This window comes from Oceaniglobus indicus (assembly GCF_002751875.1).
GTDB lineage: Bacteria > Pseudomonadota > Alphaproteobacteria > Rhodobacterales > Rhodobacteraceae > Oceaniglobus > Oceaniglobus indicus.
On record NZ_NMZM01000002.1, the window covers coordinates 53,224 to 65,040 of the forward strand.

The 11,817-nt window shown below is 67.3% G+C and carries 15 protein-coding genes; 9 read left to right on the forward strand and 6 right to left on the reverse strand.

The window, feature by feature from the left end:
- Window positions 1-33: 33 nt before the first annotated feature.
- Window positions 34-615, reverse strand: coding sequence for a YqgE/AlgH family protein (locus tag CFP68_RS02810; protein WP_099825236.1), 582 nt, complete (start codon window positions 613-615; stop codon window positions 34-36).
- A 121-nt stretch (window positions 616-736) separates the two neighbouring features.
- On the opposite strand from CFP68_RS02810, the gene CFP68_RS02815 reads away from it, so the two are divergent.
- On the forward strand, window positions 737-1,534 hold the full coding sequence (locus tag CFP68_RS02815) for a protein-disulfide reductase DsbD domain-containing protein (protein ID WP_099824335.1): 798 nt from the start codon (window positions 737-739) through the stop codon (window positions 1,532-1,534).
- A gap of 51 nt (window positions 1,535-1,585) precedes the next feature.
- Here CFP68_RS02815 and moaB read toward each other — a convergent pair whose 3' ends face one another.
- Together moaB and CFP68_RS02825 are read right to left on the reverse strand one after the other, a co-directional pair.
- The gene (gene moaB, locus CFP68_RS02820) at window positions 1,586-2,128 is read right to left on the reverse strand and encodes a molybdenum cofactor biosynthesis protein B (protein WP_099824337.1); all 543 of its coding nucleotides are present in this window, start codon (window positions 2,126-2,128) and stop codon (window positions 1,586-1,588) included.
- A 110-nt stretch (window positions 2,129-2,238) separates the two neighbouring features.
- A complete protein-coding gene (locus CFP68_RS02825; RefSeq protein WP_099824339.1) occupies window positions 2,239-3,045 on the reverse strand; it encodes a uracil-DNA glycosylase in 807 nt (268 codons plus the stop codon).
- A gap of 113 nt (window positions 3,046-3,158) precedes the next feature.
- Between CFP68_RS02825 and CFP68_RS02830 the strand changes: the two genes are divergently transcribed.
- The 7 genes from CFP68_RS02830 (at window position 3,159) to CFP68_RS02860 (ending at window position 8,131) form a co-directional block, all read left to right on the forward strand.
- The gene (locus CFP68_RS02830; protein WP_099824341.1) at window positions 3,159-4,112 is read left to right on the forward strand and encodes an aspartate carbamoyltransferase catalytic subunit; all 954 of its coding nucleotides are present in this window, start codon (window positions 3,159-3,161) and stop codon (window positions 4,110-4,112) included.
- Window positions 4,109-4,678: a hypothetical protein gene (locus CFP68_RS02835; RefSeq protein WP_099824344.1), complete on the forward strand. Its 570-nt coding sequence runs from the start codon at window positions 4,109-4,111 to the stop codon at window positions 4,676-4,678. The genes CFP68_RS02830 and CFP68_RS02835 overlap by 4 nt, the downstream gene beginning before the upstream one ends.
- Window positions 4,678-5,250 carry a hypothetical protein gene (locus CFP68_RS02840; protein ID WP_099824346.1) on the forward strand — a complete coding sequence of 191 codons (573 nt, stop codon included), beginning with the start codon at window positions 4,678-4,680 and terminating at the stop codon, window positions 5,248-5,250. The genes CFP68_RS02835 and CFP68_RS02840 overlap by 1 nt, the downstream gene beginning before the upstream one ends.
- Window positions 5,247-6,512, forward strand: coding sequence for a dihydroorotase (gene pyrC, locus CFP68_RS02845; RefSeq protein WP_099824350.1), 1,266 nt, complete (start codon window positions 5,247-5,249; stop codon window positions 6,510-6,512). The genes CFP68_RS02840 and pyrC overlap by 4 nt, the downstream gene beginning before the upstream one ends.
- Window positions 6,513-6,603: 91 nt before the next feature.
- Window positions 6,604-7,185 carry a glycerol-3-phosphate 1-O-acyltransferase PlsY gene (plsY, locus tag CFP68_RS02850; protein ID WP_099824352.1) on the forward strand — a complete coding sequence of 194 codons (582 nt, stop codon included), beginning with the start codon at window positions 6,604-6,606 and terminating at the stop codon, window positions 7,183-7,185.
- Window positions 7,186-7,235: 50 nt separating this feature from the next.
- Window positions 7,236-7,721 (forward strand): hypothetical protein, encoded by a 486-nt coding sequence (locus CFP68_RS02855; protein ID WP_099824353.1) that lies wholly within the window; start codon window positions 7,236-7,238, stop codon window positions 7,719-7,721.
- A 74-nt stretch (window positions 7,722-7,795) separates the two neighbouring features.
- The gene (locus CFP68_RS02860; protein WP_158234121.1) at window positions 7,796-8,131 is read left to right on the forward strand and encodes a hypothetical protein; all 336 of its coding nucleotides are present in this window, start codon (window positions 7,796-7,798) and stop codon (window positions 8,129-8,131) included.
- Here CFP68_RS02860 and CFP68_RS02865 read toward each other — a convergent pair.
- From CFP68_RS02865 to CFP68_RS02875, 3 genes are all read right to left on the reverse strand, one after another.
- Window positions 8,125-9,495 carry a glutamate--cysteine ligase gene (locus CFP68_RS02865; RefSeq protein WP_099824357.1) on the reverse strand — a complete coding sequence of 457 codons (1,371 nt, stop codon included), beginning with the start codon at window positions 9,493-9,495 and terminating at the stop codon, window positions 8,125-8,127. The two genes, CFP68_RS02860 and CFP68_RS02865, sit on opposite strands and share 7 nt — an antisense overlap.
- Window positions 9,496-9,558: 63 nt before the next feature.
- A complete protein-coding gene (locus CFP68_RS02870) occupies window positions 9,559-10,089 on the reverse strand; it encodes a hypothetical protein (RefSeq protein ID WP_099824358.1) in 531 nt (176 codons plus the stop codon).
- Window positions 10,086-10,826 (reverse strand): 16S rRNA (uracil(1498)-N(3))-methyltransferase, encoded by a 741-nt coding sequence (locus tag CFP68_RS02875; protein WP_099824360.1) that lies wholly within the window; start codon window positions 10,824-10,826, stop codon window positions 10,086-10,088. The genes CFP68_RS02870 and CFP68_RS02875 overlap by 4 nt, the downstream gene beginning before the upstream one ends.
- Here CFP68_RS02875 and ubiA point away from each other — a divergent pair.
- The gene (gene ubiA, locus CFP68_RS02880) at window positions 10,825-11,787 is read left to right on the forward strand and encodes a 4-hydroxybenzoate octaprenyltransferase (RefSeq protein WP_099824362.1); all 963 of its coding nucleotides are present in this window, start codon (window positions 10,825-10,827) and stop codon (window positions 11,785-11,787) included. The genes CFP68_RS02875 and ubiA overlap by 2 nt on opposite strands.
- Window positions 11,788-11,817 lie beyond the last annotated feature (30 nt).

Genomic DNA, 11,817 nt, shown 5'->3' on the forward strand with positions numbered 1-11,817 from the left:
AGGCAAGCGGCGCGTCACGTCCGGGCCGGCCCCTCAGGCGCGCCCGGCCGCCCCCGACAGGGTGCGCGGATCGACCCCCATGGAACCCAACGCGGCCGCCCACTTGCCCTCGGCGTCGGGTGCGAACACGATCTCGGGATCGGCGGCGCAGATCAGCCAGCCGTTGCCCATGATCTCGTCCATCAACTGTCCCGGACCCCAGCCGGCATAGCCAAGGGCGAACAGCGATCGCGTGGGCCCCGTGCCCTGGGCCAGCGCCCCGAGGATGTCGGTCGTCGCGGTCAGCGCGAAATCGGCGTTGATCCGTATCGTGCCCTCGGCACTGTCGTAATCGTCGGAATGCAGAACGAACCCCCGCGCCTTTTCCACCGGGCCGCCGAAATACACGCCGATATCCGCCGCCCGTGGCCCGCCCTCGATCTGGAGCTGCTCCAGCAGGGTGGTGAAATCCAGTTCGCTCACCGGCTTGTTGACGATCAGCCCCATCGAGCTGGTCGCGTCATGTTCGCAAAGATAGATCACCGACCGCTCGAATCGCGGATCGCCCATGCCGGGCATCGCGATCAGCAGCTTGCCGATCAGGTCTTCGGAAACGGTTTCGGTGCTTGGGTTCATGCTCATGTCCCAAGCGTGGCGATTCCGGTCGAGGGTTACAAGTCTGCCGGGCCAAGGAACGTCACATTCCGTCGCTGGTTTGTGATTTCCAATCTCCGGCCCCATGGCTAGGGTCGCCTGCATGAACAGATCATCCCTCGCCCTTGCCGCCACATTGGCCGCCGCCGTCCCGTTCAGCCTGCAGGCGGCGGGCGATCCGGCGCGCCTTGACGTGCTGCCCGGCTGGCGCACCGACCGCGGAACGGTGATCGCCGCGATCCGGATCCAGCTGGATCCGGGATGGAAGACCTATTGGCGGACGCCCGGCGATGCCGGAATTCCGCCGCAGTTTTCGTGGGCCGGATCATCGAACCTTGCCAGCGTCGCGCTGCACTGGCCGATCCCCGAAACCTTTGGATCGAACGGATATACCTCGATCGGCTATCACGATCAGCTGATCCTGCCGATCGAGCTGACGCCGCGTGACCCGGCGCGCCCGATCGGCTTGCGCGGACAGGCCGACATCGGCGTCTGCGCCGACATCTGCGTGCCGTTTTCATCGGGCTTCAGCGCCAACCTGGCCGCCGACGCCGGGCGGCGCGATGCGCGGATCGTGGCCAACCTTGCCGCCCGCCCGATATCGGCGCGCGCCGCACAGGTCAGCGCCGTGCACTGTGACCTGACCGCGCAGGACGGCCAATATGCGCTGCGCGCGGACGTGACGATGCCCAGCGCCGGGCGGGATGAACATGCCGTGATCGAATTGCCCGGCCAACCGGTCTGGGTGTCACAGGCCGAGACCGCGCGCAGCGGCGACACCCTGTCCGCCACGGTCGAGATCGTGCCCGAGCCCGGCAAGACCCTGATGCTGGACCGATCCAAGGTGCGCATCACGGTGCTGGCCGGGCGCAATGCCGTGGATATACGCGGCTGTTCCTGACGACGTGACGCCCGGTGGTGACGCGGCACCGCCGGCCATGCGCACGGTCCGTCATTTCCGTTGGCGATGCTCGTCAAGACGCGGAAAGATCTCGACAAAGTTGCAGGGGCGGTGGCGGTAATCCAGCTGCAACGACAGGATCTCGTCCCACGCATCCTTGCACGCGCCCGGACTGCCCGGCAGGGCGAACAGATACGTGCCATGGGCGACACCGCCGCACGCGCGGCTTTGCACCGCACTGGTGCCGATCTTCTTCATGGATACGATCGTGAAAACCGTGGCGAAGGCGTCGATTTCCTTTTCATAGACATCGCGGTGCGCCTCGACCGTGACATCGCGCCCGGTCAGACCGGTGCCACCGGTCGATATGACGACATCGATGCCCGGATCGGCGCACCAGTCCCGCAACTGCGCGGCGATGGCGGCGCGGTCGTCCTGGACGATGGCGCGCGCCGCCAGCAAGTGACCCGCCGCACCCAGCCGCGCGACAAGGGTGTCGCCGGAACGATCCTCGGCCGGGGTGCGGGTATCCGAGACGGTCAGCACGGCGATCCGCACGGGGATGAAATCGAGGGTGTCATCGATGCGCGACATGATTGTAACTCCTGGCGGGATGCCCTGTCGGGCGATGGGTTGCGGGGGATCTGTGGGATTCGAGTATTTGGAGCAAGAAAAAGCCAGGTGGTCGGAAAGCGGCCGTGCGATCACTGGCGCAGGCGGGCCCGGAGCATCAGCAGGTCATGCCATGCCTCGCGCTTTGCCGGCGGATTTCGCAGCAGATACGCCGGATGGAACATCGGCAGGGTCGGCCGGCCAAGCGCTTCGGTCCAGGCACCGCGCAGGCGCGTGATGCCCTTGCGCCCGAGCAGCGCCAGACAGCTGACGTTGCCCATCAGGATCAGGATGTCGGGTGCCGCCAGTTCGATGTGGCGATGGACGAAGGGCAGCATCATGGCGATTTCGGCCGCATCGGGATCGCGATTTCCGGGCGGATGCCAGGGCAATGTGTTGGTGATGTAAAGGCCGTCGGCGCCGGAGGCCGTGCGCGACAACCCGATGGCGTCGAACATCCGGTCGAGAAACTGACCTGCCTTGCCGATGAAGGGTTTGCCCCTGGCGTCTTCCTCGCGGCCCGGCGCCTCACCCACGATCATGACCCGAGCGCCCGGATCGCCGTCGGAAAACACCAGGTTGCGCGCGCCCTTGCGCAATTCGCACCCTTCAAAGGCCGCCATAGCATCGCGCAATTCGGCCAGGGTCGTGGCCCCGGCGGCGGCGGCTTGCGCATCTGCCACGGGATCGGCCAGCACGATGGGCGGCGGCGGGGGTGTCGGGCGCTTGCGCGCATCCGGCTGCGCCTGCGGCGAGGCCGGCCTGGCCGGTGCGGCCGGCAGCTCGTAACGGTTCACCGGGGCTTCGCCGATCGCTTCGGTCGCGCCCAGTTCGACCTGCCATTCCAGCAGGGCGGCGGCGTGCCACCAGTCGTCGGGGGATGATGCCTGCGAATCCATGGGCCGCAGTCTAGGCCGCTTTGGGCGCAATGTGCAGACCCCCCGTCGTCGCAGCGCCCTTGCCCGGCCCGGCGCGCCTTCCTATAACCGCGAAACGCCAAGGAGCTTGCCACATGACCTTTCGCGCCCGCCACCTTCTGGGGATCGAGCATCTTCACCCCGTTGAAATCACGACCGTCCTGGATCTGGCCGACAGCTATGTCGACCTGAACCGGGGGGCGCGCAAACATGGCGATGCCCTGGCCGGGCTGACGCAGATCAACATGTTTTTCGAAAACTCCACCCGCACCCAGGCCAGTTTCGAGCTGGCGGGCAAGCGGTTGGGTGCCGACGTGATGAACATGTCGATGCAGGCGAGCAGCATCAAGAAGGGCGAGACGCTCATCGACACGGCGATGACCCTGAACGCCATGCACCCCGATCTTCTGGTGGTGCGCCATCCGCAGTCGGGCGCCGTCAACCTTCTGGCCGAAAAGGTGAATTGCGCCGTTCTGAACGCCGGCGACGGGCGGCACGAGCATCCGACACAGGCGTTGCTGGACGCGCTGACGATCCGCCGCGCCAAGGGACGGTTGCACCGTTTGACCGTCGCGATCTGCGGCGACATCGCCCATTCGCGGGTGGCGCGCTCGAACATCCTGCTGCTGGGCAAGATGGAATCGCGGATCCGCCTGATCGGTCCGCCGACGCTGATTCCCGCCGGCGCGCAGGACTGGGGGGTCGAGGTCTTTGACGACATGAAAGCAGGTTTGGAGGGCGCCGACGTGGTGATGATGCTGCGACTTCAGAAGGAACGGATGGACGGCGGTTTCATCCCCTCGGAACGGGAATACTATCACCGGTTCGGTCTGGATGCCGAAAAACTGGCCCACGCAAGGGAGGACGCGATCGTGATGCACCCCGGTCCGATGAACCGCGGCGTCGAGATCGACGGCACGCTGGCCGATGACATCAACCGGTCGGTCATTCAGGAACAGGTCGAGATGGGCGTCGCCGTGCGCATGGCGGCCATGGATCTTCTGGCGCGAAACCTGGTTGCGGACAATGCCGCCGGAGTGATGGCATGACCCCCCCGCGCGAGGCGAACGGCGTGGCCAGCCGCAAGATCCAGGTTTCCGCCGGGGAACACGGCGTGCTGCGTCTGTTTTCCCTGTCGATGCCCCCCGAGGAGGCGGCAACGCTGCGCGACGGCAAGGCGCTGAGTGCGGCGTTGGGCGCCAGCCACATCGACCCGGAACACGCCGAGGTGATCGCGCTGAACGACATCGGCGGCATCGGCCTGTCGTCCTATCTGACCGAAGGTGTGGGGATACGGGCCGACGAGGTGCGCGCCGAACGCGCCCGGCTGGACGCGCTGGAAGGACATGTTCTGCTGCTGCGGTCGTCCGCGGTCGGGGCCCGGGCGCAGCAACTGACGCCCGATCCGCGGCTGACCCTGATCGCGACCCTGCACGAGGATGCGCCGGCGCCGCCGCCGATGGACCCGCTGCGCAGCGACAGCGCCAAGGGCACCATCACCCCCGCCGATCGCGCCGCGGCCGCCCCCGCCAAGCGCAAGAGCCGCGCCAAACTGCTTGCCGTGATCTGCGCCATTGCTGCGCTGCTGCTTCTGGCGCTTGCCCTGGGGCGGTGATGGAGACGCGGGATGCCACGCCCGGCTGGGAGGATATCCTGGACAGCGACGAAGACCTGATCTGGCAGGGCAATCCCCGTCCCGGCCTGACGTCGCCCGGCAAGACGGTGTTCCTGTCGATCTTCGGCCTGCCGTTCCTGGGCGCCGGGCTGGCCGTCTTCGGCTTTGGCGTGTTCGCCCTGTTCTCGCTCGGCGGCAGCGCCGATATCGTCAGCGCGCTGTTCGCCATACCGTTCAGCGTCCCGTTCATCGGTGTGGGGCTGCACCTGGTGGTGTTCAGCTGGTACAAGGCCCTGACCGCCCATCGCCATGTCCATTATTCGCTCAGCAACAAGCGGGCCTATATCGCCACCGACTATTGGAAGCGGACGCTGGAAAGCTATCCGGTCCGGCCGGACAGCCGGATTCAACTCGACACCGGGGGGCGCGGCGATACGGTGTGGTTCGACGTCAAGACCCGGCGTGGGCAGAAGGGTCGCACCATCGAGACACCGGTGGGATTCGAACATATCGTTGACGGCAGCCGCGTCTATCGGCTGCTGCGAGACATTCAGAGGGAGCAGACACAATGAGCCTGCTGTTCACCAACGCACGCCTGATCGATCCCGAACGCGGTGAACTGCGCGAGGGCGATCTGCTGGTCTCGGGGGGAGTGATCCAGCCGGACGGCACCGATCGGAAAGCCGCCGCCGTCATCAACTGCGCCGGTATGTGCCTGGCGCCCGGCATCGTCGACATCGGCGTCAAGGTCAGCGAGCCGGGCGAGCGGCACAAGGAATCGTTCCGCTCGGCGGGGCGGGCGGCGGCGGCGGGCGGGATCACCACGATGGTTACCCGCCCCGACACCGACCCGCCCATCGACACGCCCGAGGTGCTGGAATTCGTCACCCGCCGCGCCCGCGCCGACAGCCCGGTGCGGGTGCTGCACATGGCCGCCCTGACCAAGGGGCGTGCCGGGCGCGAGATGACCGAGATCGGGTTCCTGCGCGATGCGGGGGCGGTTGCCTTCACCGACTGCGACCGGGTGGTCGAAGACACCAAGGTGTTCGCCCGCGCGCTGACCTATGCGCGTTCGCTGGGGGCGCTTGTCATCGCGCACCCCCAGGATCCGGGCCTGTCGCGCGGCGCCTGCACGACGTCGGGCAAGTTCGCGTCGCTGCGCGGCCTGCCCGCCGTGACGCCCATGGCCGAACGCATGGCGCTGGACCGCGACATGGCCTTGGTGGAAATGACCGGCGCGCGCTATCACGCCGATCAGATCACGACGGCGCGCAGCCTGCCCGCGCTGGAACGGGCCAAGCGCAACGGGCTGGACGTGACGGCAGGGGTCGGCATCCACCACCTGACCCTGAACGAACTGGACGTCGGCGATTACCGCACCTTCTTCAAGATCAAGCCGCCCCTGCGCTCGGAAGACGACCGCAAGGCGATGGTCGCGGCGCTGGCCTCGGGGCTGATCGACGTGCTGTGTTCCATGCACACCCCCCAGGACGAGGAATCCAAGCGCCTCCCGTTCGAGGAGGCGGCCAGCGGCGCGGTGGGCCTGCAGACCCTGCTGCCCGCCGCCATGCGGCTGGTCCATTCCGGCGACATCGACCTGCCGACACTGTGGCGCGCGCTGTCGCTGAATCCGGCGCGCCGGCTGGGCCTGCCCGCGGGGCGGCTGTCGCCCGGCGCGCCTGCCGATCTGGTGCTGTTCGATCCCGACGCGCCGTTCCTTCTCGACCGCTTCACGCTGGCCTCCAAGTCCAAGAACACGCCCTTCGACGGCCAGCGGATGGAAGGCCAGGTGACCGGCACATGGGTCGCGGGCGAACGGGTGTTCACGCGATGACAGCCCGCACCACGCCCGGCTTCTCATTGACCGAAATACTCCCGCCGGAGGCATCCGCCCCCGCGGCTTCCACACCCTGGCGGACGCTCCCATGACCCTGATCCTGACCGCCATCGCGGCCTATCTGCTGGGCGCCGTCCCGTTCGGCATCGTCATGGCGCGGCTGTTCGGGCTGGGCGATCTGCGCACCATCGGGTCGGGCAACATCGGGGCGACCAATGTGTTGCGCACCGGCAACCGGACGGCGGCGTTCCTGACGCTGGTGCTGGACGCCGCCAAGGGCGGGATCGCGGTTCTGCTGGCGCGCTGGCTGGTCGGGGACAACGGCGCGCAGGTTGCCGGGTTCGCGGCGTTCCTCGGGCATTGTTACCCGGTTTACCTGGGGTTCAAGGGCGGCAAGGGCGTGGCCACGTTCCTTGGCACGCTGCTGGCGCTGGCCTGGCCCCTGGGGCTGATCGCCTGTGGCATCTGGGCCGCGACCGCGGCTGCGTTCCGGTATTCGTCTCTGGCCGCGCTGGTGGCGGCGGTCACGTCGCCGCTGGTGGCGATGATTGCCGGATACGACCAGATGGCGGTGCTTCTGGCGCTGCTGGCGGGGCTGATCGTTTTGCGTCACAGCACCAACATCGCGCGCCTGCGGGCCGGCACGGAACCCAGGATCGGGCGGAAATGATGCGCCAGGCCAGCCTGTTTTCAATCGTATGTTTCGCAACTGTCTTCGGTATGACATCCGTCGGCACCGCCGACGTCGCACCGATCAATGACCGGGTCGATGCGATCCTCACCGCTGCCGAAGCGGAATGCGTCGCCGATGTGCGGGGCGACGACCCGACCGCGCCGATGCCCGAACTGCTGGTGGAACCCGGCGCACTGACCTTCGTCACGCTGGACCCCGACGACGAGGCGAAGGACGATGTGATCCTCGACTTCAACCATGTGCTGTGTTCGCTGAACTATTCGCTGTGGCACGGCACCGGCGGCAGCATCATCCACGTGGTGCGCAACGGCGAAACCTCGGCCAGCTGGACCGGCGGACGCTGGCGGCTGAGCGAATTCGACGGCACGCCGCTGCTGCTGATCGGGCGGCACGGCGGCAATTGCGACGGCTACGGCGCACAGCCCTGCGTGCAGGCAATTTCGTTCTACGAGGGTGGCTTTTCGACGGTGCGGTTTCCCGCATCGCTGGAAGAGAAACCGCCCGAGGAATGACCGGCCCGCGGCCGATACCGTTTGTCATCGCGACGGTTCTTTCACCACTCCTTCTGACGATCGCAAGTCGGGCTTTGGTCGACGTGGTCGGCGTGGGGTTCGTGATCCCGTTCTTTGCCGGGGTCATCGGCGCGCCCAGCTATCTGTTGCTCGGATTGCCCGCGATGTATCTGACCACCCGCCGATGGGGCGCGCGGGTGCGTGTCTTCACGCTGGCGGGGATGGCGGCCAGCCTGCTGTCGCCGCTTCTCGTCGTCGCACAGCTTCTGATGGATGGCAGAACGATAGATCCGCAGATGCGCTGGCTTCTGTTCTTCGGGCTGCTGCCGATGGGCCTGATTTTCTCGGCGCTCTGGTGCGGTTTCGCCGGGCTTCTGTATCGCTGGATCGACCGCCGCTTTCCTCAGTAACTATGCTCGGCATAGATCCGCTTCAGATCGCCGTCCCAGACGGTATCGTATTCGTCCAGCAGGTCATCGGCGGGCGTCTTGCCCGTCTCGACGCTTTCCTTCAGGGCGTTCAGGAAATGCGTCTCGTCCGGGATCAGGCCGCCGGCGCCGCTGCGCCCACGTGCCTTGAGGCCGGCATCGGCGATCATCACCGTCTCGCGCGCCAGATCGTGCAGCGACAGGCCATTGACGCGGCCCTGCAATCCCTGTTCGGAAGCTGCAACGCGCAACGCCTCGCGGGTGTCGGTGTCCCAATCCTTGACCATGTCCCATGCGGCGTCCAGCGCGCTCTGGTCATACATCAGCCCGACCCAGTAAGCGGGCAGCGCACAAAGACGGCGCCACGGGCCGCCGTCGGCGCCGCGCATCTCGATGAATTTCTTGATCCGCGCCTCGGGAAACAGGGTGGTCAGGTGATCGGCCCAATCGCTCAGCGTCGGGGTTTCACCGGGCAGCGCAGGCAGTTCGCCCTTCAGGAAATCGCGGAACGACTGGCCCAGGGCGTCGATGTATTTCCCGTCGCGATAGACGAAATACATCGGCACATCCAAGGCGTATTGCACCCAGCCTTCAAACCCGAAACCTTCGTCGAAGACGAACGGCACCATGCCGGTGCGCGCATCGTCCAGCCCCCGCCAGACCCGCGAGCGCCAGGATTTGTGGCCGTTCTTCTTCCCCTCGAAGAAGGGGGAATTGGCGAACAGCGCGGTGGCGACCGGTTGCAGGGCGATGGCGACGCGCAGTTTCTGCACCATGTCGGCCTCGGACGCGAAGTCCAGGTTGACCTGCACCGTGCAGGTGCGGCGCATCATCTGGGTGCCATGGGTGCCTACGCGGCCCATGTAGCTGTCCATCAGCTTGTAACGCCCCTTGGGCATCAGCGGCATCTGTTCGTGGGTCCATTCGGGGGCGGCACCAAGGCCGATGAAGCCGACGCCGATCTCGTCGGCCACCGATTTCACCTCGCGCAGGTGCACGTTCACCTCGTCACAGGTTTCATGGATCGTGCGGACCGGCGCGCCCGACAGTTCCAGTTGTCCGCCCGGTTCCAGCGAGACGTTCGCGCCGTCCTTTTCCAGCCCCAGCAGCTTGTCGTTCTCGGTCACCGGCGCCCAGCCGAAGCGATCGCGCAGGCCCGACAGGACGGCGTGGATCGACCGCTCGCCCTCATAGGGCAGCGGTTTCAGGGTGTCCTTGCAATAGCCGAACTTCTCGTGCTCGGTGCCGATGCGCCAGTCGTCCTTGGGCTTGCAGCCGTCTGCCAGGTATTCGGCAAGCTGTTCGTGCCGTTCGATCGGGCCGCCACCGGACTGGGGAATGGACATGAACGTGATCTCCGATGGGTTGCGCGCAATCAGACCGAGGGGTGGAAGGTTTCGCGCGCCTTGTCAATGCAGGCGGGGGCGATGCTTTTGCCAGATGACGAACAGGCCGGGGGCGCCGCCGCTGCCCGCGTCGATGGCGCGGGCGTAATCCACGCCGGGCAAGGGGGCCAGCGCGTCGAACAGCGCGGCGGCGTTTTCCGCATCGCCGGGGATGGTCAGCGGCGCCATGCCGTCGGCGTGCAGGATCCACGTCAGACCGGCGGGCGCGGCCCGGGCCGCGTCGCGTTCGATTTCGACACGGGCCAGCGCGTCGATGGACACGGCCCCGCCGCCACCGGGGCCGAAATAGGTGATCTGGCGTTCATCCACGTCGACCACCCCTGCCCCGCCCCCCGCACCGGGAAAGCGCGCGCGCCGGATCCCCTGGGCGCCCAGCGCGGCACCGCCCAGCATCAGGACCACCCCGGCCGCCCGCAACAGCCCGCCGCCGCCCAGCACCCAGAACGCGCCGATGACGACAAGCACGACGGCGATCAGCACGTCGCGCCAGCGCAGCATCAGCGCAATGGCCTCGGGGCGCAGGAACCGGCTCACCGCCAGTCGCCGATGCGCAACTGCCACAGGGTCAGCGCCGCCACCGCCGCCGTATCGGCGCGCAGGATGCGGGGGCCGAGCGAGACCGGATGCGATCCAGCCATCTGCGACAGGCGCACCCGTTCGGAATCGGAAAATCCGCCTTCGGGGCCGATCAGGATCGCCCAGGGGTCGGCCGCGCCCACGGTGTCGGGCAAGGGCGCGGCGGTTCCGGCCAGCGCTTCGTCGCAGAACATCAGCCGGCGGTCGCCCGGCCAATCGTCCAGCAGGGCGCCCAGCCTGGCGATCTGTGTCACCTCGGGCACCATCGTGGCGCCGCATTGCTCGGCTGCCTCGATCGCGTGTGCCTGCAGACGGTCGTGGCGGATACGCTCGGCGTTGGTAAAGTCGGTGTGGACGGGGACAATCCGCGCCGCGCCCATCTCGACCGCCTTCTCGACGATGAAATCCGTGCGCGCCTTCTTGATCGGCGCGAACATCAGCCACAGGTCGGGGGGCGGTTGCAGGGGGGCAGTCTGTTCGCCCACCGCCAGCGTGCCCTTGCGCTTGTCGGCCCGGGTGACGGTGGCCGCAAAGGCGCCCTCGCGCCCATTGAACAGAGTGACGGTCGCGCCTTCGCTCAGGCGCATCACCGCGAACAGGTAATGCGCCTGCGGCTGCGTCAGGGCGACGGATTGCCCCGGACCAAGGGGCTGGTCTACATAAAGTCTGATTTTCGCAGCCAAGGGACGCTCCATGCCGGACAGCTCGCACATCACAAATGGGCAGGTCGCCGATGCGGTCAAGGGCAACTGGGTCGACCGCCTGGCCCCCGTGGCCGCCCGGCCCTATCTGCGGCTGTCGCGCGCCGACCGGCCGATCGGCACGTGGCTGCTGCTGATTCCGTGCTGGTGGGGGCTGTTGCTGGCCTCGGCCACGACCGGCACCTTCGGGCTGCGCGAGGTGTGGATCGCCGTCGGCTGTGCCATCGGCGCGTTCCTCATGCGCGGCGCGGGCTGCACCTGGAACGACATCACCGACCGCGACATCGACGGCGCGGTGGCGCGCACCCGGTCGCGCCCGATTCCGTCGGGCCAGGTCAGCGTGAAGGGCGCGCTGGCCTGGCTGGTGGCACAGGCACTGTTGTCCTTCGCCATCCTGCTGACGTTCAACGGGGCCGCCATCGCGCTGGGCATCGCGGCGCTGGTGCCGGTCTGCATCTATCCGTTTGCCAAGCGGTTCACCTGGTGGCCGCAGATCTTCCTCGGGCTCGCATTCAACTGGGGCGCGCTGCTGGCGTGGTGCGCCGTGACCGGCAGTCTCACGCTGGCGCCGGTCCTGCTGTATGTCGCGGGCATCGCCTGGACGCTGTTCTACGACACCATCTATGCCCACCAGGACGCCGAGGACGACGCGCTGATCGGGGTGAAATCCACCGCCCGGCTGTTCGGCGACACCTCGCCACGCTGGTTGCGGGGGTTCCTGGTGGCCACGGTCCTGCTGATGTCGGCGGCGATCATCGTGGCACTGGCGCCGCTGGCGAATCCCCTGGTCCTGGTCATCGCGCTGGGCGGACCCTGGGCCATGGGGTGGCACATGGCATGGCAGTTGCGCCGGCTGGATATCGACGATTCGCCGCGCCTTCTGGCCCTGTTCCGCAGCAATCGGGATGCCGGATTGATCGCTGCGCTGTTTCTCGCCTTGTCACAACTCGTTTGATTGCCCCCCATGGCGCCGGCCAGTAAGACC